At 35.7% G+C, this 25,824-nt stretch carries 26 protein-coding genes and 1 riboswitch; of the genes, 11 read left to right on the top strand and 15 right to left on the bottom strand.

Annotated features, from left to right (window positions below; all coding sequences use genetic code 11):
* Positions 1 to 217: 217 nt before the first annotated feature.
* Together AC27VX_RS10135 and AC27VX_RS10130 are read right to left on the bottom strand one after the other, a co-directional pair.
* Positions 218 to 1,525 carry a voltage-gated chloride channel family protein gene (locus tag AC27VX_RS10135; RefSeq protein ID WP_488695396.1) on the bottom strand — a complete coding sequence of 436 codons (1,308 nt, stop codon included), beginning with the start codon at positions 1,523 to 1,525 and terminating at the stop codon, positions 218 to 220.
* A 30-nt stretch (positions 1,526 to 1,555) separates the two neighbouring features.
* Positions 1,556 to 1,623, bottom strand: a riboswitch (Fluoride riboswitch).
* Between the two features lie 119 nt (positions 1,624 to 1,742).
* Complete coding sequence (locus tag AC27VX_RS10130) at positions 1,743 to 2,210, bottom strand: acyl-CoA thioesterase (protein WP_236858458.1); 468 nt, start codon at positions 2,208 to 2,210, stop codon at positions 1,743 to 1,745.
* A 118-nt stretch (positions 2,211 to 2,328) separates the two neighbouring features.
* Between AC27VX_RS10130 and AC27VX_RS10125 the strand changes: the two genes are divergently transcribed.
* The gene (locus AC27VX_RS10125) at positions 2,329 to 2,691 is read left to right on the top strand and encodes an arsenate reductase family protein (protein WP_236858459.1); all 363 of its coding nucleotides are present in this window, start codon (positions 2,329 to 2,331) and stop codon (positions 2,689 to 2,691) included.
* On the top strand, positions 2,691 to 3,080 hold the full coding sequence (locus AC27VX_RS10120; RefSeq protein WP_300687039.1) for a hypothetical protein: 390 nt from the start codon (positions 2,691 to 2,693) through the stop codon (positions 3,078 to 3,080). Before AC27VX_RS10125 ends, AC27VX_RS10120 begins: the two co-directional genes overlap by 1 nt.
* A 49-nt stretch (positions 3,081 to 3,129) precedes the next feature.
* Here the strand turns inward: AC27VX_RS10120 and gcvT are convergent, their stop codons facing one another.
* From gcvT to idi, 3 genes are read right to left on the bottom strand one after another with little or no spacing between them, the layout of a single operon-like run.
* Positions 3,130 to 4,206, bottom strand: coding sequence for a glycine cleavage system aminomethyltransferase GcvT (gcvT, locus tag AC27VX_RS10115; RefSeq protein WP_236858461.1), 1,077 nt, complete (start codon positions 4,204 to 4,206; stop codon positions 3,130 to 3,132).
* A 9-nt stretch (positions 4,207 to 4,215) separates the two neighbouring features.
* Positions 4,216 to 4,686 carry a hypothetical protein gene (locus AC27VX_RS10110; RefSeq protein WP_236858462.1) on the bottom strand — a complete coding sequence of 157 codons (471 nt, stop codon included), beginning with the start codon at positions 4,684 to 4,686 and terminating at the stop codon, positions 4,216 to 4,218.
* Between the two features lie 2 nt (positions 4,687 to 4,688).
* Positions 4,689 to 5,198, bottom strand: coding sequence for an isopentenyl-diphosphate Delta-isomerase (idi, locus tag AC27VX_RS10105; protein WP_300687035.1), 510 nt, complete (start codon positions 5,196 to 5,198; stop codon positions 4,689 to 4,691).
* 302 nt (positions 5,199 to 5,500) lie between these two features.
* On the opposite strand from idi, the gene AC27VX_RS10100 reads away from it, so the two are divergent.
* Both AC27VX_RS10100 and AC27VX_RS10095 read left to right on the top strand, forming a co-directional pair.
* The gene (locus tag AC27VX_RS10100) at positions 5,501 to 5,911 is read left to right on the top strand and encodes an LNS2 domain-containing protein (RefSeq protein WP_236859485.1); all 411 of its coding nucleotides are present in this window, start codon (positions 5,501 to 5,503) and stop codon (positions 5,909 to 5,911) included.
* An 88-nt stretch (positions 5,912 to 5,999) separates the two neighbouring features.
* Positions 6,000 to 6,959: a D-2-hydroxyacid dehydrogenase gene (locus tag AC27VX_RS10095; protein ID WP_236858464.1), complete on the top strand. Its 960-nt coding sequence runs from the start codon at positions 6,000 to 6,002 to the stop codon at positions 6,957 to 6,959.
* 67 nt (positions 6,960 to 7,026) lie between these two features.
* Here the strand turns inward: AC27VX_RS10095 and mscL are convergent, their stop codons facing one another.
* Positions 7,027 to 7,407 carry a large conductance mechanosensitive channel protein MscL gene (mscL, locus tag AC27VX_RS10090; RefSeq protein ID WP_236858465.1) on the bottom strand — a complete coding sequence of 127 codons (381 nt, stop codon included), beginning with the start codon at positions 7,405 to 7,407 and terminating at the stop codon, positions 7,027 to 7,029.
* 246 nt (positions 7,408 to 7,653) lie between these two features.
* On the opposite strand from mscL, the gene AC27VX_RS10085 reads away from it, so the two are divergent.
* The gene (locus tag AC27VX_RS10085; protein ID WP_488695391.1) at positions 7,654 to 9,159 is read left to right on the top strand and encodes an NAD(P)H-hydrate dehydratase; all 1,506 of its coding nucleotides are present in this window, start codon (positions 7,654 to 7,656) and stop codon (positions 9,157 to 9,159) included.
* Positions 9,160 to 9,404: 245 nt separating this feature from the next.
* Here the strand turns inward: AC27VX_RS10085 and lgt are convergent, their stop codons facing one another.
* Both lgt and yidD read right to left on the bottom strand, forming a co-directional pair.
* Entirely contained in the window at positions 9,405 to 10,253 is an 849-nt protein-coding gene (gene lgt / locus AC27VX_RS10080; protein WP_262912549.1) for a prolipoprotein diacylglyceryl transferase, read from the bottom strand.
* A 449-nt stretch (positions 10,254 to 10,702) separates the two neighbouring features.
* Positions 10,703 to 10,951 carry a membrane protein insertion efficiency factor YidD gene (gene yidD / locus AC27VX_RS10075; RefSeq protein WP_236858467.1) on the bottom strand — a complete coding sequence of 83 codons (249 nt, stop codon included), beginning with the start codon at positions 10,949 to 10,951 and terminating at the stop codon, positions 10,703 to 10,705.
* 102 nt (positions 10,952 to 11,053) lie between these two features.
* On the opposite strand from yidD, the gene AC27VX_RS10070 reads away from it, so the two are divergent.
* Entirely contained in the window at positions 11,054 to 12,331 is a 1,278-nt protein-coding gene (locus AC27VX_RS10070; protein WP_236858468.1) for a replication-associated recombination protein A, read from the top strand.
* A gap of 60 nt (positions 12,332 to 12,391) precedes the next feature.
* Here the strand turns inward: AC27VX_RS10070 and AC27VX_RS10065 are convergent, their stop codons facing one another.
* The 5 genes from AC27VX_RS10065 to AC27VX_RS10045 form a co-directional block, all read right to left on the bottom strand.
* Entirely contained in the window at positions 12,392 to 12,826 is a 435-nt protein-coding gene (locus tag AC27VX_RS10065; RefSeq protein ID WP_236858469.1) for a hypothetical protein, read from the bottom strand.
* Positions 12,827 to 12,941: 115 nt separating this feature from the next.
* Positions 12,942 to 15,170 carry a DUF2339 domain-containing protein gene (locus AC27VX_RS10060; protein ID WP_488695388.1) on the bottom strand — a complete coding sequence of 743 codons (2,229 nt, stop codon included), beginning with the start codon at positions 15,168 to 15,170 and terminating at the stop codon, positions 12,942 to 12,944.
* 111 nt (positions 15,171 to 15,281) lie between these two features.
* Complete coding sequence (locus AC27VX_RS10055; protein WP_488695386.1) at positions 15,282 to 15,989, bottom strand: hypothetical protein; 708 nt, start codon at positions 15,987 to 15,989, stop codon at positions 15,282 to 15,284.
* Positions 15,990 to 16,337: 348 nt separating this feature from the next.
* Entirely contained in the window at positions 16,338 to 17,186 is an 849-nt protein-coding gene (pheA, locus tag AC27VX_RS10050) for a prephenate dehydratase (protein ID WP_236858472.1), read from the bottom strand.
* Positions 17,187 to 17,411: 225 nt separating this feature from the next.
* Positions 17,412 to 17,834, bottom strand: coding sequence for an acyl-CoA thioesterase (locus tag AC27VX_RS10045; RefSeq protein WP_236858473.1), 423 nt, complete (start codon positions 17,832 to 17,834; stop codon positions 17,412 to 17,414).
* Between the two features lie 136 nt (positions 17,835 to 17,970).
* On the opposite strand from AC27VX_RS10045, the gene dnaA reads away from it, so the two are divergent.
* From dnaA to AC27VX_RS10025, 4 genes are all read left to right on the top strand, one after another.
* On the top strand, positions 17,971 to 19,425 hold the full coding sequence (dnaA, locus tag AC27VX_RS10040; protein ID WP_236858474.1) for a chromosomal replication initiator protein DnaA: 1,455 nt from the start codon (positions 17,971 to 17,973) through the stop codon (positions 19,423 to 19,425).
* A gap of 118 nt (positions 19,426 to 19,543) precedes the next feature.
* Positions 19,544 to 20,029, top strand: coding sequence for a low molecular weight protein-tyrosine-phosphatase (locus AC27VX_RS10035; protein WP_488695383.1), 486 nt, complete (start codon positions 19,544 to 19,546; stop codon positions 20,027 to 20,029).
* A 6-nt stretch (positions 20,030 to 20,035) separates the two neighbouring features.
* Positions 20,036 to 20,734 (top strand): SAM-dependent methyltransferase, encoded by a 699-nt coding sequence (locus AC27VX_RS10030; RefSeq protein ID WP_236858476.1) that lies wholly within the window; start codon positions 20,036 to 20,038, stop codon positions 20,732 to 20,734.
* Positions 20,735 to 21,212: 478 nt separating this feature from the next.
* Positions 21,213 to 23,012, top strand: a complete 1,800-nt coding sequence (locus AC27VX_RS10025; protein ID WP_488695381.1) for a lytic polysaccharide monooxygenase — start codon at positions 21,213 to 21,215, stop codon at positions 23,010 to 23,012.
* 225 nt (positions 23,013 to 23,237) lie between these two features.
* Here the strand turns inward: AC27VX_RS10025 and AC27VX_RS10020 are convergent, their stop codons facing one another.
* On the bottom strand, positions 23,238 to 24,131 hold the full coding sequence (locus AC27VX_RS10020; RefSeq protein ID WP_488695379.1) for a DUF4349 domain-containing protein: 894 nt from the start codon (positions 24,129 to 24,131) through the stop codon (positions 23,238 to 23,240).
* A 264-nt stretch (positions 24,132 to 24,395) separates the two neighbouring features.
* The gene (locus tag AC27VX_RS10015; protein ID WP_300687007.1) at positions 24,396 to 24,869 is read right to left on the bottom strand and encodes an Mpo1 family 2-hydroxy fatty acid dioxygenase; all 474 of its coding nucleotides are present in this window, start codon (positions 24,867 to 24,869) and stop codon (positions 24,396 to 24,398) included.
* Positions 24,870 to 24,941: 72 nt separating this feature from the next.
* Between AC27VX_RS10015 and AC27VX_RS10010 the strand changes: the two genes are divergently transcribed.
* On the top strand, positions 24,942 to 25,787 hold the full coding sequence (locus tag AC27VX_RS10010) for a helix-turn-helix domain-containing protein (RefSeq protein WP_236858480.1): 846 nt from the start codon (positions 24,942 to 24,944) through the stop codon (positions 25,785 to 25,787).
* Positions 25,788 to 25,824 lie beyond the last annotated feature (37 nt).

Raw genomic sequence — 25,824 nt, 5'->3', positions numbered from 1 at the left:
GTTGTGATGAGTAATAGTGGGAAATTGAAAATTAAAAGTTAAGAATTTTCAGGTAATATTTAAGAGCAGGAACAGAGACTGTCAAAAGAAGAGTAGATAGAATTTAAGCTTTGGAGACTAAGTTTGATAATACAGATGAATACTATCTTAATCAGATTATTCATAACACATGCAATATAAAGTCCTGTTGAATCTGCATATTTACAATATTTTCAACTTACAAAAAGTCCGAAACAGATTTATCCTGTTGGCTTTCATATCTTCTGTTTTTAGCTTCTCCCACTTTCTGTCTGGTATAAATGCTGTTGTGTCCTGAAAGAAGATAAGATACTACGCACGCAATAGCTACATACACACCACATTCAGCTCCGAATAATTCTATTCCCATCAGCATACAGGCCAGCGGAGTATTCGTAGCTCCTGCAAATACAGCTACAAATCCCATTCCTGCTAATAATCCGAAGGGTAAAGGAATAAACACGGATAATGCGCTCCCTAATGTTGCACCGATAAAAAATAACGGAGTTACTTCACCTCCTTTGAACCCTGCAGATAAAGTGATGATGGTAAAGATCATTTTTAAAGCAAAATCATACAAGGGAAGCTGCTTTTCAAAAGACTCCAGAATAATGGGAACTCCCAAGCCGATATACCGGGTTGTTCCCATGGCAAAAACGGATAAAGCAATAATAATTCCACCTGCTGCTGGGCGAAATGGAGGATATTTGATATTAGTTTTAAATACAGAACCTGCCCAATGGATGATCTTACTAAAAGCAGCAGCACAAATTCCAAAAGTAATTCCGGCTAAAATACTGTATAAAATGGGCAAAAATTCCAGTTTTGGAATAAAATCAATATGATAATGAGTATGCTTTACATTCCATAAGGTTGTTGTCCAGTCCGCTAAAATAGCAGAAGCAAAAGCCGGAAATATAGCATTATATCGGATTTTTCCGATGAGAAAGACTTCAAGCCCGAAAACAGCTCCGGCAAGGGGAGTTCCGAAAACAGAACCAAATCCGGCAGCAATGGCAGAGATAATCAGTATTTTTCTTTCACTGGTATCAAGTTTAAAAGGTTTTGTAAGCTGATCAGCAATAGCTCCCGCCATCTGAAGAGCTGTTCCTTCACGGCCTGCAGATCCGCCAAACAAATGGGTAACAAGGGTTCCGAGGTAAACAAAAGGAGCCATTTTGAAGGGAATAGTTCCCTGAGGATTATGAATAGTATCAATAAGAAGATTATTTCCCGCTTCAACATCTTTTCCCCAGTAATAATAGAGAAGCCCGATAAGAAATCCTGCCACAGGAAGAAACGCAATCAGCCAGAGGTGGCTTTCTCTGAAATCAGTAGCCCATTCCAACGACTGAAGAAATCCCGCAGATGCTGTCCCCGTTAAGGCTCCGATAATAATGCTGATCACCAGCCACTTTAAAATATAGGGGAGGGCCGGAAATTTTCTGAAGAAAAAATGAGTGTGAAAAATCGCTTTTTTACCAATTGTTCGTTGATTTTTTGACATAATAAACCTGATTAGTTATTGTTAATAATCTCTCAATCAGGCGTCATCAGCTTTTGAAAAGCGGTTGGGTAAGGAAGAACACCATTTCCTTTTGATAGCACAAATATAAAAAGAAGAATCTGTTTTTCAAAAAAATATTACTTTGGATCATGAACATCCGTTTTTTTATCAATAAAAACATACATTTTGTTCAGAATCAATACTTTTCTCTCAGCTCCTATAAGAAAGGTTTCATTTCATTTTCAATCTGCGTTCTCAGTTCCATCAGGCGCTTGGCATATATTTCAAGCTGTTTTTCTTCCTCTGTTTCTGGAGTCCACTTAGGAACCGGAAGTTTTTTACCATTTTCATCTACCGCTACAAAGACTATGATACAATGTGTCTTTTTATCAAAAGTAGGCTGTTTTAAGTTTCTTGAAAAAACATTGATCGCAATATGCATACTTGAAGTTCCGGTGTAGATCACCTGTGCATCTACTTTTACCACTTCTCCTATTTTGATAGGGTCATAAAAACGGATTCCTCCTACATATACCGTTACAGAATAATTTCCGCTCCAGGTGGTAGCACAGGCATATCCCGCCTGGTCAATCCATTTCATAACACTTCCTCCATGTACATTCCCTCCATAATTAACATCTGAAGGCTCTGAAATAAACTGAAAAGTAATAGGCTTGTTCTGCATATTTATAAAATTTGAATAAAGTTATTTAATAATTTCCAAAGTCATAGATTAAATCCTACTTTTGGAGGACGAAACTTTCAATGAGAGAGAGTTTTAACAAATAACAGATTTACAAATAATGAAGAAAGTATTTTATCTCAACTCTTGTGATACGTGTCGAAAAATTTTAGCCAAGTTTAATCTTAGAGATTGGGAACTTCGTGAAATTAAGAAAGAGCCTGTCACAAAAGAAGAATTAGCGGAAATGTATGAAAAAACGAAATCATATGAGGCACTATTCAGTAAAAAGTCTACTCAGATTAAATTGAGAGAACTGGATATTAAATCTTTGACGGAAAAGGATTTTAAAGAATTACTGCTGGATCACTATACTTTTTTGAAGCGTCCTGTTTTCGTTACTGATAAAGAAATTTTTGTAGGAAATGATAAAAAGAATGTGGAAGCTCTGCAAGATTTTTTCAGGGAAAATGATGCTAAATAATGAGAATATTAAATGTTCTTTTCTTTTTCCTGATTTCTTTTTATGGATTTGGACAGCAAAAAACAGATACAGTCAAGAAAGCAGAGGTTTTTTCACGGTTGGTATCTATTGATATCTCAAAAATAAAGACGCCCTGTGATTGTTCTGATGCAATGGAACGTATTGCAGACTGTTTAGTGAAAATAACAGATCCCTTTTCTTCTAAACAGGAGATGGAGAATGACAGGCAGGTTAAGAATTTTATTGATCTGAGCAATGTGAAAACTGCACAGGTTGCCAGTCAATGTGAAAAGAAACTGGGCTTCAGAGATTCTGATATCTTTGAATGTAAAAGTTTTAAACAGCTAAAAGAAAAGTCGGCAATTCTCAATAGAAAATTCAGAAAATAAAAAAACCGCAGAGCAATCTGCGGTTTTTTCTGTAAATATCTTTTTCTAATTATACAAAAGGAGCTTTCACCACTTTTGCAGGGATATTTTTGTTTCTTACCTGAATGAAGATTTCAGAACCTATTTTAAAATGAGGTTTGTCTACATACGCAAGACCCAATCCTATTTTTTTCATTGGAGACTGTGTTCCCGAAGTTACCTTTCCGATTACCTTTCCTTCAGCATCTACTACAGGGTAATCATGTCTTGGAACCCCTTTGTCCGTAAGTTCGAAAGCAACCAGTTTTCTGGTAATACCTTCTTCTTTCTGCTTGGCAAAAGTTTCTTTAGACACGAAATCTTTATCAAATTTAGTGATCCATCCTAAACCAGCTTCAATAGGAGACGTTGTATCGTCGATATCATTTCCGTAAAGACAGAACCCTTTTTCTAATCTTAAAGTATCTCTCGCTGCCAATCCGCAAGGTATAATTCCCTCTTCTTTTCCAGCATCAATGATAGCATCCCAAAGCTTCTCAGCAGAGTCGTTATTAAAATAAATCTCGAAACCACCACTTCCGGTATAACCGGTGTTTGAAATAATAATATCATGTACTCCAGCCACAGAACCAACGGTGAAGTTGTAGTAAGGTATTTCTGAAAGGTTAACATCCGTCAGCTTTTGAAGAATTTCCGTAGCCTTAGGCCCCTGAACTGCCAATAATGACATCTCATCAGAAGCATTGGTCATTTTAGCCCCGAAAGTATTATATTTTGAGATATGGTTCCAGTCTTTTTCTATGTTTGAAGCATTTACAACCACGAAATATTTATCATCTTCCATTTTGTAAACGATAAGGTCATCTACAATCCCTCCATCTTCATTTGGAAGACAAGAATATTGAGCTTTTCCGTTTTCCAGAACGTCTACATTATTTGTAGTTACAAATTGTAGCAGGTCTTTTGAACCCGGACCTTCGATAATAAACTGTCCCATATGGGAAACATCAAATAATCCCGCTTTTTCTCTTACTGCAAAATGCTCTTCCGTTACTCCGGAATATTGTACAGGCATTTCAAAACCTGCGAAAGGTACGATCTTAGCTCCCAAAGAAACATGTTTGTCGTACAAGGCTGTTTTCTTCATATTTAATTTTTATTTCTTTATTTTAAAACTGTTGAAAGTCTCATTGAATAAGGTCATATAGTTTCCGTTCCAGAATTTCTGGCCACAGTTGATGGAAACTAAAAATAAGTTTTTGTCTTTTTGAAAAGCTTTGGTCACCCAGAATAGTTTCTCTTTCTGATCAAAATGCTCATAGAAATATTCAGTGTATCCTTTTTGGCTCTTTTTTTCTTTTACTTTATTCTCGGCATCTTCAGATTGATAAAGTGCCAGGATGAATTTTTTTACCTCTTCCTTTGGCAGCGGAAGATCATGGTATTCCGAAATCGTAATTGCCCCGATCTGGCTGGTAGGGAAGATATTAATAATCTCACTGTCATTAGTGGACTTCCATCCATCAGGTACATTGATTGAGTAGTTGGAACTCTCATAGACCGTCGCTTTTTGGGCAAAAAACAGACTTCCTGATAAGAAAGCAGCAAAAAGCAGTATTTTCTTCATGATTAAAAGTGGTGTTTATATTCTTCAAGAATGATTTTAAACCATTCTGTAAAGTTTTCGGGATGCTCCTTAATCTCTTTGTCCAGGTTTTCAAAAGAGATAAATCTTACCTCTTCCACCTCTTCTCTATTGAGATCAAAATCGGATTCATGATTTCCTACAAAGACATGATCAAGCTCGTGCTCCCAAAGGCCGCCTCCTACATCTGCTTTATAAATGAAATTGAATTTTTCTGAAAGTTCCGCTTCTATTCCCAGTTCTTCCTTCAGTCTGCGTGTAGCCCCCTCCAGATAAGTTTCGCTCTCTCTTGGGTGCGAACAGACAGCATTGGTCCATTGGTTAGGAGAATGGTATTTTCCGGAAGCTCTTTTCTGAAGAAGCATTTCACCTTTGCTATTGAATAAGAATACAGAAAAAGCACGATGTAATAAGCCGTTGATGTGAGCTTGCTGTTTTTCCATCAGCCCCAAAACTTTATCATCAGGATTTACTAAAACTACAAATTCTTCCATTCCTACAAATGTAAGAGTAATAAATGTATTTTGGAAATTTTTAGATAAACATCATGTTTTTTGTGACTATCTAAAGACAGGGAATCGATTAAAAGGAAAATTTGATATTTCCATGATTTTAATTTCAATATTCTTTGCTATCATGTTTAAACGAAAATTTTTAATCATATCTATGAAAAAGAATGATAAAATATTAATATTATTTATTAAATAGTAATTTTTATAGTAAAATATTAACATAAACCAAGTTTAACAAGGCTGTTAAGGCTAAAAACGCTAACTTTGTTTCTTAATGTTTAATGATGGAATTAGAATACAAAGAACATATCAGTCCTATCCTTAAGGATGGAATCAAAAATTACTTAATTGACATAGACGGAACCATCACAGAAGATGTTCCCAATGAAGAACCCGAAAGAATGGTTACCTGCGAACCTTACCCTGACGCACTGGAAACAGTCAACAAATGGTATGATGAAGGGCACCAGATCTGCTTCTTTACCTCAAGAACCGAAAATTTGAAACAAATCACAATAGACTGGTTGGATAAGCACGGCTTTAAATACCACAGTGTGCTTTGCGGTAAACCAAGAGGAGGCAATTACCACTGGATAGACAATCACCTGGTAAGAGCTACAAGATATAAAGGCAGATTTACAGATTTGGTGGAAAAGCAAGTGACTATCGAGGTATTCAAAGAAGACGGAGAATAAAAAAAATATAAATCAAAGATTTAAAGATTAAACAACCTGAAACGTTTTTAATTTTTAAATCTTTTCATTTTTTAATATACTTGTATTTATGAAAGTTTTAGCAAACGACGGCTTGGATCAATCAGGGATTGATGCATTAAAAGAAAAAGGCTTTGAAGTCATTACAGCAAAAGTTCCGCAGGAGTTTTTGGTAGATTATATTAATGAGCATAAGATCCAGACTTTACTGGTAAGGAGTGCTACACAGGTAAGAAAAGATATTATTGATGGATGTCCTTCTATTGATATTATCGGAAGAGGTGGTGTAGGAATGGATAATATTGATGTGGACTACGCAAGAGAAAAAGGAATTCATGTGATCAATACTCCGTCAGCTTCCTCAGAATCGGTTGCTGAACTTGTTTTTGCTCATTTATTTTCAGGAGCGAGATTCCTTCAGGATTCCAACAGAAAGATGCCATTGGTAGGAGATACAGAATTTGCCGGACTTAAAAAAGCATATGCTGCCGGTATTGAATTAAGAGGAAAGACCATAGGAATCGTAGGGATGGGAAGAATCGGGCAGGAGGTTGCCAGAATTGCTTTAGGACTTGGGATGAGAGTGGTTGCTGCTGATAATAATGTGGGAAGAGCCAGTATCAAAGTGAAATTCTACAACAATCAGTTTATCAATGTAGACATAGAAACGGAGTCATTACAGGAAGTTTTAAAACATTCAGACTTTATTACCCTGCATGTTCCGGCTCAGAAGGATGGATATATGATTGGTAAAAATGAGTTTGATATGATGAAGGACGGGGTGGCTGTTGTCAATTGTTCCAGAGGAGGAGTAATTGATGAAGCAGCTTTAGTTGAAGCATTGAATTCCGGTAAAGTAAGATTTGCAGGACTGGATGTTTTCATTAATGAGCCTACACCATCCAAAGAGATTCTAAATCATACTAAAATATCGTTGACTCCTCATACCGGAGCTTCTACTCTTGAAGCACAGGATAGAATTGGACTTTCCCTTGCAGAACAGATATCAAGCATTTTACAGATCCATTAATCGGATCGGAATAAGATAAAAAAGCACCTCGGCCGAGGTGCTTTTTATTTTTAAACTGCCAGGCAGATTATATATTACTTCTGCTTTTTAACAAATCTCTGATTTCTGTCAATAATTTTTGGTCATCTGTAGGACCTGCTGGAGCTGGAGCGTCTTTTTTGTTTACCCTATTGGCAATCTTGATGATCCAGAAAAGAACCATAGCAATACAAAGGAAACTGATCACAGCAGAAAGGAAATTCCCGTAAGCAACCCCATTCCAGGAAAGCTTAGCGATATTTTCTGCACCAGCAGCTTTCAGTGCCGGATTTAGAAGCAACGGAGTAATTACATCCTCAACTAAAGAAGAAACAATTTTACCAAATGCTGCCCCAATGATCACACCGACAGCAAGATCGAGAACATTGCCCTTAAAAGCAAACTCTTTAAATTCTTTAACAAATCCCATAATTTATATTTTTTTAATTAGTATATACACAAAAATATAATTAAAAAATGTAAAAAACGGTACTTTTTGTAGTTTTTTATTCCCGGAATGTAGAATTTTATTCCGAATTCATAGTCCCATTTTTAATGGAAACCTGAAATTTAAATTGATCCCTTATCTCATCAGTAATAAGCCCGTATTTTTATTGTCAGTGTACCATAGTAATGGAAAATCTTTTGTAATTTGCTTAAAACTTGATTGAATCTTATGAAAATCTTCAACGCAGAGCAAATACGCAGTTGGGATAGGTTTACCATTTCTCACGAACCTGTCTCTTCCATCCAATTGATGGAAAGAGCTTCACTGGCTGTTGCCAGTTGGATCTCTGAATATTGTAAAAATCATAAAAAGATAGCTGTTTTTTGCGGAAACGGAAATAATGGCGGAGATGGATTATCCATTGCAAGAATGCTTTATCAAAAAGGTTTTGATGTGGATATTTTTGTAAATGGCCCCAAAGGTAAATTTTCGGAAGATGCTTTGGTTAATTTGAAAAGACTTAGGGATATAACAGGAATTTCTGTCAGAAAGCTTAATCAGATAGAGCAATACAATTTTGATGATAAAACAATTATTATTGATGCCCTTTTTGGAACAGGACTGAACAGAGCTTTGGAAGGGGAATATAAAATACTTGTTGACCAGTTAAATACAAAAGGAAGTCTTAAAATATCAATTGATATTCCTTCAGGATTACCGGCTGACGGAATGCTTGAGAATGACAAACTTCCCCTGAAGGCAGATTATACCCTGAGTTTTCAATCCTGGAAACGGAGTTTCCTGCATCCTGAAACTGGAAAATATACCGGAAAAGTAGTTATTCTTGATATTGATTTAAGTAAAGAATATTCAGAAAAGACAAAAAGTGAGTATTTTGTGACAGATGATTCCGTTATCGATTTTATTTTTAAACCAAGACAGGATTTTTCCCATAAAGGAAACTATGGTAAAGCTGTCATTGCTGCCGGAAGTTACGGAAAGATGGGAGCCGCAGTATTGGCTACAAAATCGGCCTTAAAAACCGGTGCAGGACTCACTTTTACACTTGGCCCGAAGTGCGGCTATGAAATACTACAGACTACATGTCCTGAAGCGATGTTTATAGAAGGAGGCAGCCTGTTTGTGACCAATTTTGAAGGAGAAAAGGACCTGACTTACGGAATCGGCCCCGGCTTGGGAACTCATCCGGATACAGAAAATGGTCTTTTGAAATTCCTGAAAACCCATACTCATCCTTTAGTTTTGGATGCTGATGCATTAAATATCATTTCAAAAGCTCCGGAAAACCTGAAACTGATTCCTGAACGATCAATTATAACTCCTCATCCAAAAGAATTTGAAAGACTTTTTGGAACTTCAGACGATTCTTTTAAGAGATTGGAACTGGCTAAAGAAAAATCAAAAGAACTGAATATCTATATTATATTGAAAGATCACCATACACAAACCATTACTCCACAAGGAAGTGTTTTCTACAATATTACCGGGAATGCCGGGCTTGCCAAAGGAGGAAGCGGAGATGTTCTCACGGGAATTCTGACCTCGCTTTTATCACAGGGGTATTCTGAAGAACAGGTATGTGTGTTGGGAGTCTGGCTTCATGGAAAAGCAGCTGACCTAGCTGCAGAAAAGCATTCAAAAGAATCCATGCTGCCAACAGATGTTGTGAATGAATTGGGAAGTGTGTTCAGGCTTTTAGAAAATAAACTGTAACATTTTTTATGGTTTTGTAGCTAAAGGATATAAAAGCTTAAAATATAGAAAATGAATACAATCATTAAAAAGTAGCAGAGAATAATGGTGACAGGGATTTTACTGAAGGTACTTCCCTTGGTTAAAAAAACGGGATAGAAGTTTCTAACCTCTTCAGTGGTCTTTGATGATATTGAAGAAGTCAATTCTCATAGTAAAAAATAAAAAAAGCTTTTCAGAATCTGAAAAGCTTTTTTAAATTTCGATTATTCCGGTTTCCCGTTTTCTTCTTCAGTGATTTTAAACTTCCTGGAAACAATCATAATAATTACTCCCGCAATCATAAATGGAATAGAAAGTACCTGTCCGGTATTTAAGTTTCCTATTTGGATAAACTCATCGCCTTGTGGCTCCTTCAGGAATTCAACAAAGAATCTGATGGCCCAAAGAATGATAAAGAACAGTCCAAATAACCATCCCTGCTGATATTTTTTATTCGTTTTTCTATAAAGAATCCATAATAGAATGAAAAGGGTAACATATCCTATAGCCTCAAATAACTGGCTTGGGTAACGAGGTACAGTAAGGCCGTATTCACTGCTCTGCTGTGGGAAAAGTAAAGCAAACGGAGAATTTGGATCTGCAGGTTTTCCTACAATCTCAGAATTGAAAAAATTTCCCATTCTTACAAATGCACCTCCTAAAGCAACTACAATACCCAATCTGTCATACACCCAGAAAGGATTTTTTTTGATAATTTTAAATGAATAATAAAGAGTAGTAAAGATCAGTGCAATAGTCGCTCCATGGCTTGCCAGCCCTGAAAACCCTGTGAACTTTAAGCCATTTTTTGTGCTGATCGGCAAAAATACACTCCAGAAATCTTCTTTAAATAGTTCCGGCTGGTAAAAAATGACGTGACCTAATCTCGCTCCCAGGATGGTTCCTATTAAGGTCCATGTGAAAAGAGGTTCCAGGTATTTTTGATTAACATTATCGATCTTAAAGATTCTGGTCATTAAAATATATCCGAAACCAAATGCAAACACAAACATCAGACTGTAAAAGTGCAGTGTAAAAGCTCCCAGCTGGATACCTTTTGAAGGGTCCCATATTTTAAAAGGAGTTTTAAGCTCTACTTTATCAGAACTGCTGATAGGCTTTGCTGATTTTACAGCATATTTGAAAGTGGTAATATTGTCTTTATTAATTGAAGAGTTAATCAATTTAAAGTTTTTATCAAAAAACTGGTATTTATAATCCTTGTATCTTGCCAGTGCTGATGCACCATAGTTATAGTAAGCAGGCTCAAAATTGGACTCATTAAGGATCACCACAACATTATTACTGATTTCCCTGTCCGGAAAAGCACTAAGATCTCCGAGTTCTGTGGTAGAATAGATTTTTACAGGGACATTGTTCCCGTTGATGTCTAAAGTTCCATCAGATAAACCTCCAGGGTATTCCTGTGCAAAAAGGCATTGAGTAATCAACGCGAAAAGTACAAGGTAAATTCTGAAAAAAATAGTATTCATTTTTCTATTGATTTAATAGTTTGATTTTTTTAATTTTTATGTTTTGGAGGAACAGGGTCGTAGCCGCTTCCGCCCCATGGGTGGCATCTTAAAATCCTTTTGAATCCCATCCAGAAGCCTTTGAATAATCCATGAACCTTAAGTGACTCCAGCATATAATGTGAGCAGGTAGGATTATAACGGCAATTTTTGGGAAGTAGGGGCGAGATAAACCACTGGTAAAATTTTATCAAAATTACCAAAGGAAATGTAATGATTTTATTGAATGTAAGTTTCAAATCAATGCAAAAATAGGGTAAAAAAATGAAAATTAGTTTAATTTTGTTAGAAGTTTCAGAGATAAGAAATCTGAAATATTGATCTTAAAAAATAGAATTACTTTGAATCAAAATATTCCATTAGCTGAAAAATTAAGACCTAAAGCTCTTGCTGAAGTATTGGGGCAGGAGCACCTTACCGGTGAGAAAGGGACAGTCAGAAAAATGATTGAAAATGACACCCTGAATTCGCTGATCTTCTGGGGACCACCGGGGACAGGAAAAACCACTCTGGCAGAAATTATCTCTGAGCAATCCGGTAGAAAGTTCTATAAACTTTCCGCAGTTTCTTCAGGGGTAAAAGACGTACGTGATGTAATTGATGATGCCAGGAAACAGAATTTGTTTTCAGGAAAGCCTCCTATCTTATTCATTGATGAGATTCACCGTTTCAATAAATCCCAGCAGGATTCGCTGCTGCATGCTGTAGAAAAAGGCTGGATCGTTTTAATTGGGGCTACCACAGAAAATCCAAGTTTTGAAGTGGTTTCAGCACTACTTTCCCGAAGCCAGGTTTACATTTTAAAAGCACTAAGCTATGAAAAGCTTGAAGAACTTGTTGATATAGCCTCTGAAAGATATAACAAAGATGAAGGGACAGAATTTCAAATTCTTGAAAAAGAAGCTTTGATACAATATTCCGGAGGAGACGCCAGAAAACTGATTAATTCTGTAGAATTGGTTTTGAATCAATATAAAAATTCTAATGTCACAGAAATTATCAATACGGATGTTCTGGAGGTTCTTCAGGAGACGATGGCTCTTTATGATAAAAACGGAGAGCAGCATTATGATATTATCTCGGCTTTTATTAAATCCATGCGTGGTGGTGACCCGAATGGAGCTGTTTACTGGCTGGCAAGGATGATTGCCGGAGGAGAAGATATTAAATTCATTGCAAGGAGAATGCTTATTCTTGCTGCTGAAGATATTGGACTGGCCAATCCGAATGCATTGGTTATTGCCAACAATTGTTTTCAGGCAGTAAACGTTATTGGAAACCCGGAGGCACGGATTATTTTAAGCGAAACGGCGGTTTACCTGGCTGTATCTCCTAAAAGTAACTCTGCTTATATGGCGATCAATGAAGCATTGGCATTGGTAAAGCAAACCGGAAATTTACCAGTTCCGCTTCATTTAAGGAATGCCCCTACAAAGCTGATGAAAGACCTTGATTATGGCAAAGAATATAAATATGCCCATTCTTATGAAGGTAATTTTGTAGAACAGGATTTTCTTCCCGAAGAGATAAAAAACGTAAAATTGTATGAGCCGGGTAATAACTCTACAGAAAAGAAAATCTATGAAGAGCTAAAGAAAAAGTGGAGCAAAAAATATTAAAAAAATAAGGATACTGTGAAAGCAGTATCCTTTGATATAATGTATTATAGTGATCCGAAATTATCCCGCAGTATTAATGAATAATGTTTTCTTACCATTGTGATCCTTTTGTTCTGCTTTTTTCAGAATCTGTGGATATACTAGAGTCTTTGTATCATTAAACTCAACTCCATCAATAAAAACAGGAGTGTCCTGTGCAATGCCATACTGAATATTGATATCAGCCAGAGACATGATGTCAAATATGTTTTTTCCGTCTTTAAATTTATACTCAGTCACTCCTTTTGTAAATAACTTGCTGTATTTCTTCAGGCTTTGAGGAAGACTTGCAGGAGTCGTATATACCTTCGAAACCTGTACAAGGTTTTTTTTCGCATTGAACATATCAACGGTTCCGATAACATTATCAGCTACAGCAAACTTAGTAGCAGTCTTTTGCTGTGCAAATAAAGTTGCAGAAGATAATATTAAAAAAGAATAGAGCAATTTTTTCATGGTCAGCATATTATAAATATTAAAAACGTGATAAATATAGTTATTTTTTATAAAATGTGAATGGAATATCATTTAGTTTAGAATTTTATTTAAAGATATCATTATATAATATCGATTATAAGTCTTTGTTTTCCTCCGTTTTATCCTTTTTGTCAACCATATTTTTGATGATATTTTTAAGACGCTGAAATGTGAAAGAACTCAATAACAAAATAATGCCAAGAGCTATAAATGCACTTATTCTGGAGATATTGTCCATTTGCCATACATCATAACCATAAAGTTTTAAAACCATAAGTCCTACCAGCGCAAAGCCTATTTTATTATATTCCCGAATGCTCTTTTTTAAGCCGGTATAAATAAAAATGCTGGCCATGATTGTCCATATTACGGGCAGGTAAAGAATATTAAAATGTTTTTTTAGTTCATAGGAATGAGGGATATCTGGAGAAGCAATTAAAACATATGAATGATGAAGCTCACAGCTTATGGAAACAATAAGGGCTAAAGAAAGAATCCAGTAAGAGATTTTATTCTTATGAAATTCCGAAGAAGGGATTATTCTCAAACCTGTATATATAAATGGGATCCACTGAAGAAGATGTAACAGATAAAAACCGGATTGTAGTTTTTTAGATAAGATAGCTGCAACCACTGATGAAGTGGAAACAGATATATTCAATAGTATCAGGAAAAGAAACAGGTAGATTAAAATAGCCTGAATATCATTTTTGATGTTAAGCTGCCTTCTGAAAAATAAGAGCACAAAAATATAATAAATAGTGAATAAGAGTCCTGTGTTGATAACCGCCACCCAGGATATCTCCAGCATATGATAGATGATTTCAAACAGAAGGGAAGCATAGATTACTGCATAGCTGGTTCCCGTAATAAGGTCTTCAAAAAAAGGATTTACTTTACTCTGTGTGTCTTTTTGGGTGGTTTTTAGTAAATATAAATTAATAACTATAGAAATGATTGTAAATAAACTTGTGATGAATATTGGATTAAAGATAATATGGTAGTCGTGTCTATTAAAGTATTCAGCCCAGGTAACAGTTTGGGCAATCATTACCAACGGGAAAAGAATATAAAAGAAGGTCTTGAAAATCTGATGCCCGGTCTTTTTCCAGATGAAAAGAAGCAGGGTCGTTTCTATGGCCCATATGCTGGTCATAAAATGGGTTTTGAACTGAATCGCTATTGCAGTTGTAATAAGACTGATTGTAATACCTGTAAATACAGTATATGAAATTCCGAATTTTCTTAGACCATATTCTCTAAAAAGAAAAAAGGAGTTGATTATTGCAAAAATAAGAGGGAAAATAATAGATGGTTCGTATTTTAATTCGTCAAAAATATAAATAGGACCTATAATGCCTGAGAAATTAACGAACGTAACCATTAAAATATCAGAGATTGAAAGATGGCCTTTCCTGAAATAATCATGCAGAGCGAAAATATAAAAGATCACATAGCTGATCATATAAAAAGTGATATTTAAAAACTCTGGGTTTTCAAGGGTCCAGTAAAAAAGATAAGCTGTTGTAAAAAGATAAGCTGTCCATCCCACACTTTTCCAGTGCTGAAGAAAATTGGCTGTAAGCATTCCTATATTTAAAAGGCTGAGGTAAATAAACAGGAAAAGGTAATTACTTTGTCCTGTGCTGATCATCAAAGGAGCAGAAAAACCTCCTATTAATGAAAAAATAATCAGGACTTCACTTTTATAATAATAGGACAGTACAATAGAGACCGCTGTAATCAGACATGTAATGATAAAAGCAGTATTTTGGGAAAAGAGATGATATTCCCTGAAAGCGATGGTTGCTGTAAAATATAAAACAGCAATTCCCCCGCCAGTTATGATGGAGGCAAATGTTGTATAGTTTTTTCTGAGAAAATGTCCGATAAGTATAATTCCTGCTCCGATACCAAGGCCAATTCCTGCTCTTGCCGTTTCTCCTATCCAGTTTTTGTCAATGGCATATTTTACAAAATAGCCAATTCCTAAAACCAGTGTGAAAATACCAATGATGGTAAGCGCATTTTGTTTTAGAAAATCAGATAAGGGACCGAGCCAGTCTTTTTGAACTGTTACAGAAGATTCTTCATTGGGTGTCGTTATTTCTTCTATACTTGCTTCGCGAGACTGTATGGGTTTAGGTATAATGATTTTTTCAGCCTGAATGTTTTCGCTGGAAATTGGGGAGGGAAGGGAAGTAGCATTCATTTTGGAATTGAGGTCAGTTACTTTTTTTTCAAGTTTTCTGATCTTGGAGTTCAGGTTGTTGAAAATAATAATAATGACTACAATTACGATGACACTAAGAAGTTCATTCATTCGATAGTTTTTATCAAATATAAAGAAATGTGTTTGAAAATTCTGTTAAAAAATTAACCCATCACTACAAAGCGATGGGTTAACGGTATAGATAACTAACAATATGTTTTACTAGTTGGATACTTTATAAATATAAAATGAAGAAATACTGTTGGTTAATAGACCTGCTGTTATTGCAGAAGATCCGGTAAGGCCGAATGTGATTTTATCTCCTGCCTGTAATGAATATATGCCATTAATGGTGGTGTCGGAAATCGTAAGGTCCAGTAATACGAGATTAGCCCCGCTAAATGGGCGGCTGTCTATAACAGTAGCTACTGAACTTCTGGTTCTTAAAATACCTACACCAGGGCTGTTAGCAAGTACTGAAGCTTGTAATCCTGTTCCCAAACGAAAAGAAAAAGTGATTGCATAAACGCCGGTAGTTGGAATAGTATATGTGTTATCTGTATCACTGAACAAAGCTGCTGTGCCTATTGTTCTCTCTGCCTGCAAGAAGTTAACCGATCTGAATCCTGTAGGAAATAGGCCAAGAGACAAAAGGCTCAGAGTGGCAGTTTTTTTTGCAGAGTAAATACTTGAATTAACATTGGAAGCTGCAATTAGCAACTGTGGGTCCAGTGTGTAGACTTCTGTAGTGGCTGCATCTTGAGCTAAAATCTGGTACCCGGTAACAGTAGCAGCAGGTGGTGTAACCCTAACTCTTAATGTTCCATTAACATCCAGAGTGGCTGTAGGCGCATCAGTATTAATACCAACTTGTGAAAATAACGGTAATGTTGCACACGCTAAAATTAGGCTGTAAATTTTACTTTTCATGATCAAGATTTTTAATTAGTTGTTAACAAATATACAATAAAAATTACACACGTTGTTGTGAAATTTTCATTTTTAATGTTAATATGATGTAATATATTTAAACATATGTTTATATTTTAATATATAATATCATGTAACTTAATTACGAGTTATTATTTGAGTCTTTTAATTAAATGGATGGTTATTAGGGATTTAAAAAATAAATTTATCCCTTTTATGTGGGTTATTTTGGAGAGTTATGAACTCTTATTAGCTGGATATTTATTATAAAATTTATATCATAAATAGTCACATAAAAAAACACTGCCATCATGACAGTGTTTTTTTTATGTGATTTATTGATATGTTTTAGCTTTCCAGAAGGAATTCTTTATAATTTCCAAGGAAATCTACATTGGCATTAATAGATTCTAGTTCTTTCAGTGCATTTCCGTGTAAGATATCTTCCCAGTGACCTTCCACATTAATAAAGAAGAAATAATTGCCAAGTCCGGTCTTTAATGTTCTGGATTCAATTTTGCTGAGGTTCATTTTTCTCCACGCGAAAACCGACAAAACCTGATGAAGCCCGCCAGGGTGATCTTCAGGAAGGGTGATCAGCATTCCGGATTTTTCTCCTAAAGTTTCCAGATTTTGGTTGTGATATTTTTTCTGCTCCTTAGATATAATGATAAAACGGGTGTGGTTCTGTTCAAAATCCTGAATATTGCGGTTAATGATTTCTAAACCATATAAATTGGCGGCATACTGATTCGCTACTGCTGCAATTTTACTATCGCGGTTTTCTGAAACGTACTTAGCCGCAGCTGCGGTGGATGAAAAATCCTGTTTGGGAACTTCTTTATAATGGGAATCCAGAAAATGAAAACTCTGGGCTAATGCCTGAGGATGAGAGTATATTCTTTCTATCTCTTCTTTAGAATTTTCAGGATGAATCATCAGATGGTGTGCAATAGGCATTACTGCTTCTGCGTCGATCTTTATAGACGGCGTCTTATATAAATAGTCCAGCGTCATAGAAACGGTTCCTTCAATAGAATTTTCCAGAGGTACTACAGCCTTTACTGCTTCGCCGTTTTCCACCGCATTAAAGCAATCCAGAATGCTTGCCTGTGGTAAAAGCTCTTCATTCGGAAAAAGTTGTGCAGCAGCAAGCTGGGTAAAGCTGGCATGAGGCCCCAAAAATGCAATCTTCATAAATAATATATATAAGGTATAATAAATAAAGGTACAAAGGTGCGAATTAATTGACAAATGAGGTTAAAGAATTAAAAATGGAAAGTTGAAAATGGAAAGTTGAAAGTTATTAGCTGTAAGCCCCAATATTTCAACCTATCACTGATTTTGCCAACTTATAACTCCTCATTATCAATTCTCAATTCTCAACTTTCCATTTTTCATTATCAATTCAGTTTTCAATTTTCAACTCTCTCCTTCTTGTTTCCAATTTTTTTCAATCAGTTCCATCAAAAAGTCCGGACATTTGATTACCTTGCTTGTTTTTGCATCCAGAAAGAATAGAGTGGTGGAAGCTTCTGTTATTTTAATATGCTCTTCATTGTAAATTTCGTACTCAAATTCAATTCTTACACCAGGAATTTTTTTAACATAAGTATGGATTTCCAATTTTTGATCATACAGTGCAGGGCGAATATATTTGATTTTATAGTCTGAAACCGGGAGCCAAATTCCTTGGTTTTCAATTTCATCGTATGAAATTCCTATACTTCTGAACAGTTCAACTCTGCCAACTTCGAAGTACTCGGCATAGTTACCGTAGTATACATATTTCATAGGATCTGTTTCTGCGTAACGTACTCGTAATGAGTGTGTTGTGTGTATCATTTTTAATGTCAAATTATACATACAAATATATTTTTAAATAATCAATACCTGCAATATTTTTTTTTGAAAAGAAAATATTGGACCTTTGTCTTCCTTCTAAAAACAGTACAAACAAAGAATAATCGGGGCATAAAAAATGGATGATAATTTAATGATGTTATGGCAGAAATGCCTTCAGTTTATGCGTGATAATTTAAACGCAGCTGAAGACAATTCTGACCTAAAAAAACTTGAAAAATCTTTCGATATGTTATTTGATAAGGTGCAGCCACTTTCATTAGTAGCTAATAACCTTACACTTATCGTACCGAGTGATTTTTACAAGGAATATATTGAGGATAATTATCTGTCCTTACTTTCTGCTGCCCTAAAGAAAAATATTGGAAAAGGAGTGAAATTATGGTATTCAGTAATGGAAAACAGACCAAAAGGTCTTGAAAAGCCAGTTACCATGAATATGAAGGGACAAAGTGTTCCTACCCCAAAAACACAGGAGACAATGCCACAAGGATTCTCAGCTAATATTGTAAACCCTTTTGTGGTTCCTGGAATTAGAAAAGTAAATATAGACTCAAACCTGAAGCCGGATTATTCTTTTGATAGCTATGTGGAAGGAGAAAGCAATAAATTTGCCGCTACCGTAGCAAGATCTATCGCTAAAAGGCCCGGAGCAACTGCATTTAACCCCTTATTCTTATATGGTGGATATGGAGTTGGAAAAACACACTTAGGCCAGGCTGTGGGTCTGGAAGTGAAAAATCAGTTTCCGGACAAAGTAGTTCTTTATCTGTCATCTGAAAAGTTTATTCAGCAGTTTATCTCTGCGGCTAAAGCACACAAGCAGACAGAATTTGCTAATTTCTATCAAATGGTAGATGTATTGATTATTGATGATATTCAGTTCCTATCAGGAAAATCAGCTACACAAGACAGTTTCTTCCATATTTTTGACCACCTGCACCAAAACGGAAAACAGATCATCCTTACTTCAGATAAAGCTCCGGCAGATATTATGGATATTCAGGACAGGATTGTTTCCCGATTCAAATGGGGACTTTCTGCAGAAATAAAATCTCCTGATTTATCCACAAGAAGACAGATTATTGAAGATAAACTAAGCAGAGACGGAATTGTTCTTCCGGGCGATATGCTTGATTTCCTTGCCGCAGAAGCAAAAACCAATGTAAGAGAACTGATCGGGGTTATCAACTCCGTGATTGCATATTCAACAGTATATAAGAGAGATTTAAGTCTTGAATTACTGAAGGAAACAATTAATAGAATTGCTGCCAACCAGAAGAAAGTGATCAATATTCCTTATATCCAGGATGTGGTATGCGACTATTTCGGAATCAAAAAAGAACAGCTTTTATCAAAGACAAGAAAAAGAGAGATCGCATTACCAAGACAACTTGCGATGTACTTCTCCAAAGCATTTACCAATTCAACATTTACTAAGATTGGTGAAGAAATGGGAGGAAAAGATCACTCAACAGTAATGTATGCTTGTGATACGATCAAAGATGTATCAAAAATTGATAAAGAAATTAAGAAATACGTTAAAGACCTTACAGAAAGAATTAAACAATAGATCACACTGTAAAGCAAAGATAAATTGAAATGAAGAATAGTTGTATTCTTCATTTTTTATTTAGTTTTGTGAAAGTAAATAAACCTTTTAATCCTTTTTATCTTTTAAATGAGAGCTTATGAAAATATTAATGGTCTGTTTAGGTAATATATGCAGAAGCCCTTTAGCAGAAGGAATTATGAAAGCAAAACTGCCGGATAATTTTGTTGTTGATTCTGCCGGAACCATTTCTATGCATGAAGGAGAGCATCCTGACAGGAGAGCTGTTAAAGTAGCAGCCAACCATGATGTCAATATATCCGAACAAAGATCAAGACCTATCACAAAAGCTGATTTCAGGACGTTTGATAAGATCTACTGTATGGATACTTCGGTATACAAAGAAGTTTTATCCAGAACAGAAAACGAGGAAGACCGTCAAAAAGTTTCATTATTTTTAGAAGCTGCCGGAAAAGATAAAAATACCGATGTTCCGGATCCATATTGGGGCGGAATGGAAGATTTTGAAAAGGTTTTTCAGCTATTGAATGCCGGTTGTGACGAAATAGCAGTTCATTTGACCAGTCCGACCCATCCATCATATATAATTCATAATTTTAATTAATTTCCCATGCTTTTTTTACTCCCTGCTTACTTATCAGAAAATACTTCTATCAATCATTTTTCTCCTGTCTTAAAGGATTATATCATGCAGACAGATTATTTTTTCGTGGAAAATGAAAAGACAGCCAGAAAAGTTGTTAAATTTTTTGCTCCCGAAAAAAAACAGTCTGATTTGAAATTATTTCTGCTGGATAAGTATACTGAAAATGCAGATATCAAAGAAGCCCAGGAGCTAATGCTGAAAGGGCAGGACTTTGGGTTGCTTTCAGAAGCAGGTCTCCCTTGTATTGCTGACCCCGGAAATCTTATCGTAAAATGGTGCCATGAGAAAAATATCAGAGTGATCCCAATTTCAGGGCCTTCATCTATTATTCTTGCGCTGATCTCCAGTGGATTCAATGGGCAGGAATTTACCTTCAATGGTTATCTTCCGATTGAGAAAGGAGAGAAAAAGAAACAGATCCTGAATCTCGAAAGTCTTGTCCAGAAAACGGGCTATTCGCAGATCTTCATGGAAACACCATATAGAAACAACCCGCTTTTTGAGGATTTGTGCAAGTTTTTATCACCAAATACAAAGCTTTGTATCGCTGCTAATATCAACGATCCTGAGCATGAATTCATTAAGACAAAAACAATTAAAGACTGGCAGAAACAAAAGCCCGAACTTCATAAAATTCCTGCCGTTTTTGTTCTGGGAAAATAAACGAAACTTCCTTCTGGTTAATAAATTAACAGGAATATTTTATACTTACAAGCTGGGTATTGGTCATCAGGATCAGTATCCCGGCTTTTTTTATGTATTAGAGTTTTGATTAATTCCCTGGAAATCATGGAGCTTACTTTGTTTTCAGTTTCATCTTCTCTCTTCCGGTTTTTTTATCACCACTTAAATTAAATTTATTTCAACAATATGTGATTAATTTACTTGATTTTTCCTATTTTTATATTTTAAAATATTATGATTATATGTTAATAATAATATGTTATAAATTGCTATTTTGTGTTTTAACGTCATGTATTAACTGATTTATTTTATTTATTTCAGTTTTTATTAAATAATTTATAATTTAAAAAGCTTTAAGCCAGTATGCTTCATATTTCTTTAGTTATTTAGAGTATAATAATTAAAAATTCATTTTTTATAAAATAGATCCAATAAAATCAACACCAAATATTTAAATATGATTACACGTAAAATTTTTTTTCCGGTATTGCTCATGCTGGCGATGCTGGTACCTTCTTTTATTCATCTGTCTGCACACGGATATGTACTAAGTCCTGCCTCAAGAGGATATCAGGGAAGTCTGGATAAGGCTGCACTTGGCTATTCTGTAGCATTCGGAAAATATGGTTCTGTTATTAATGAGCCAGGTTCTCTGGAAGCACCAAAAGGCTTTCCTGCAATGGGTCCGGCAGATGGAAAGATTGCTTCTGCTAATGGAAGTATAGGGGGAGATACTACACTGGATCTCCAAACTGCTGACCGTTGGAAGAAAACCAATATCACCACGGGTGTCAATGCCTTTATCTGGAAATATCTGGCTTATCATGCAACTGCAAAATGGCATTATTACATGACAAAGCAAGGATGGGATCCTAATAAACCTCTTTCCCGTCAGGATCTTGAGCTCATTGGTACGGTCTCCCATAACGGTACACCACCGCAGGATAATGTTTCTCATCAGATTACAGTTCCTGCTAACCGTACGGGTTACCATATAATTTTAGCGGTTTGGGATGTAGCTGATACTACAAATGCATTTTATAATGTTATTGATGTTAACGTAACTTCTGGAACAGGAGTTTCAGCACCTGCCACTCCTACAGGATTAACACAGGTAGGAGTAACAAGTTCTTCTGCTAAAATAAGTTGGATGCCACAGCCAGATGCAGTATCTTATGCTGTTTTCCGCAACGGACAAAGCATTCAGCAGGTAAGCATGGCTGCATTTGAAGATACCGGCTTAACTGCGAATACGGTTTATACGTATGAAATACAGGCGAAAGGTTCTTCAGGGCTCACTTCAGGGAAAAGCACACCACTCAATATAAAAACGAACAGTGAGAATATTCCGGAAAAACCCATAGCACCGTCAAATCTTCACTCGATGGGGACTACTGAAAACTCCGTTTCATTAATGTGGATGGCTTCGACCCATACACAAGGTATTAAAAACTATCAGGTATTTGAAAATGGGATCAAAGTAGGAGAAACCGTACAAACAAACTTTTCACGAGTAGGATTAGCACAAGACACGGAATATCTTTATACTGTAAGATCTGTTGCGATGAACGATCAGATTTCTGATATGAGTAATGATTTAAAAGTCAAAACTAAGATGATTACACCTGGGAATGGTCAGACGTATTGTGGAGCAGAACAGTATAATGCTGCTAATGCATATCCTACAGCTGGGGCAAAAGTTTTTTATGCCTGTAAAATCTGGAAAAATAAATGGTATGCTAATCCGGGAGAACTTCCGGGTACAAATATGGTATGGGAGGAAATAAATGTATGTACAGAAGGTCCCGGCTGTCAGTCAAGCGGTCCGGTTACCTATTGTGGTGCACAAGAATATAATCCGGCAAAAACGTATCCAACAGCAGGAACAAAGGTTTTCTATGCCTGCAAAATATGGGAAAATAAATGGTATGCTAATCCAGGAGAAAATCCGGGAAGTAATCCTGTCTGGAAAGTAATCGATGCCTGCACTGAAGGTCCGGGTTGTACATCCGGTCTTACAAGTAAAGAAGGCAGTTTTTCAGTAATTGTATCTGATCATCTGATCAGTTTTTCACCGGAAGACTATTATGGAAAAATGAGTAGAGTGGATGTGATTAATCCTGCTGGACTTCAGATGCTTTCTTCTGTTAACCCAACGAAGAGTAGTATTAATATAAGTCATCTGCAAGCCGGAATTTATTTTGTGAGAATTCATTATAAAGATGGAAAAAGCATTACGAAAACGATCCGAAAGTAATAACGAAAATTTAGAATAAGAATAAAAACCACTTTGTCATCAAGGTGGTTTTATTCTACGAAAAGGTCATCCTTTTTTGGCTCTTCCGGTAAAAATATTTAACAGCCCTTAACACGGTTATTGCATTATTTTTGTTCTTTAACATCATACTGGAAACAGTACAATTAAATTGTTGATAATGCAATAGAAATCCGGGCATCGAAGATGCCCGGATTTTTTAATAAATTAATTTTTATCTTTTTTTCCAGATTTCCATTTCCTCCATAATAGCACAATAAATGGAATGATTAAAAAGAACGGCCATAATGAAACCATTCCCAGCAGAAAACCTACAAAACTGTTCCAGCCTTCAGTAAGGGAATCAATAAAGCGGCTTCCAAAACCGATTTTTGAGGTAGCCGAACTTCTCACTTTCTCTTTATATAAGTTCAAATTCAAGGTACTGTAATTCACGCGGTCATCAATAAAACGAAGCCTGCCCTCAGCCACGTCAATCTCATCTTCAAGTTCTCGGATATTTTCCTGAATTTCAAGCATATCTTTTGTGGTAGCAGCACTTTTAAGCATGTCCCTGTATTTTTCAAGATATATTTTTTTGTTAGCCAGCTTAATGGCTACATCAGTATATTCCTCTGTCACATCACTGGATGAAATATTCTTAGACAAAACAGATCCTACTCCGTTTGAAAATGAACTGATCAATGCATCGAAATTTTTATGAGGTACACGGATAATCAGAGTAAGATTATCATCCATATCCGTATTTTGAAACTCTTCTTTTTGGATATAAGCATTGTTTTTCCTAATGATCTCATTGACTTGGTTCTGTGTTTTTTTAATATCACCCACCTGAATTTTCATATCTCCGTTTTTGATGATTTTTTTAGAGATCGTATCTGTTTTCTTTGGGGTATAAACTTCTTTGCTGGTTCCATTTTCACCTGAGGCTACCTTCTCAGAAACAGAAAATGGAGGAGGTGCAGGAGCAGGTGAAGAAGAAGGTGTTTTATCTTCGGTCAGAACTTCCATTAGGTCGGCTTTCACTTCCTGCTTTTCACCACCTGATTTACTGCAATTGATTAGAATAAGACCTGATAACAGGAGAATAATTTTTTGCATGGGTATGTTAGTTTTTCATGGATATGATCAAAAAGCGTGCTCAAAAATGGTCATTTGTAAAAATTATTAAAATTTAAATCGAAAGAATATTGAATCTTAATTCAATAAATAGCTTTAAAACCGACCTGAAAATACGTATCCCAAAGCTGAAATCCCTAAAGCAGGAAAGGGAATTCTATAGAAAGTCATTACCCGGAAATACCCATACAATATGCCCATTAAAATATAAGTAAATACATGATCAGAAGTAAAAGTCCTTACTCGTTAATATTTGATTCCTGTTTTCTTCAGAATAAATCCAAGGAGCCATATAGGGCCTACCAGTAAAAATTGAATATCTTGTATGAAAGAAGGCTTTTTTCCTTCTATCTTATGGCCTATAAACTGGAAAATCCATGTTATTACAAAGACAATTAAGTAGACCATCCATGACTGTTTTTCAAAATGAATATTGGTAAGATAGATGAAATGCTCCGCCAAAAACATCATGAAGATCATAATAATACTGATGCGTAAAGAAAGTCTGAGATAAAATAAACTGATAAATATTACTGTAATCATACTCATTATACTGACGCATCCAAAATAAGAAATGCAGAAATGAGGTGCCGGAATAAGAGATACAAATCCCAGAATAGTCCAGAAAATAAGGGGTACGCAGATCCAGTGAATAAATTTGTTGGTAGCATTTCTATGGCTTTTGCTATATTCTGCAAATAATAAATCAACCTTTCTCATAGTAGCGGGATTTGAGATACGCTAAAATAATAAAATTTTGTAATCACTGATAAGTTTGCTTACATTTGTGTTATGTCTGCCTTAGAAAAGTTCGGAGTTGAAATTTTTACGCAACGTAATATTTTCGAAAGAATTGCTGTCGATAAACCTTTCCGTCCTGATAATCCTGCGTTTATTTTTATTAAATCCGGAACTATAAAACTCCGCCAGCACTTCAGTGATCTGGAAGTTTCTGCCAATATGTTTATGGTAACAGACCCGCAGACGATCTACGAAGTAGTTTCTGTAACTGATGATTTTCAATCCCGCATGGTTTCTTACAAAAGAGAATTCATCTCTGCCCTGTCATTAAAGTTTAACCGATTGATTACTTACCGCTATTTCAGGCAGCAGATGAACAAAGGAGTGCCTTTTCCTGAAAATGAGATGGAAGTAGTCTGGAAAAGTGTTAATTTCCTGAAATATATTCTGGATTCTGATACAGAAATGCTTTATAAGAAAGAAATGGTAGAACATCTTTTCTCCGTTTTTTGTTATCAGATGGCAGGAATTATTTCTAAAGAAGATAACAATTCCCTGAACCAAATGTCCAGACAGGAAGAAATCGTATTTGTATTTCTTACCGATCTTGCAGAACATCACCTTACAGAGCGTAGTGTTGAGTTTTATGCCGAACGGCAGTCGATTACAACCAGACATCTTTCGTCGGTAGTGAAGTCTATTACGGGTAAGTCGGCCAGTCATATCATTGCGTTGATTGTTATCAATGAAGCCAAAGTACTTTTAAACTCTTCCAATAAACCGGTTTCAGAGATTTCTTCTATCCTTGGTTTTAGTGATCAATACTCATTTTCTCACTTCTTTAAAAAACATCTGGAGGTAAGTCCTACCCAGTACAGACATCAGTTCGAAAGTTAAAATCTTACATTTGAACATCTTTTTCCAAAAATCAAGC

The organism is Chryseobacterium sp. 14P4.3.2, assembly GCF_057799275.1.
The sequence above is the reverse complement of the archived record's forward strand: the minus strand, read 5'-3'. Positions and strand labels throughout refer to the sequence as shown.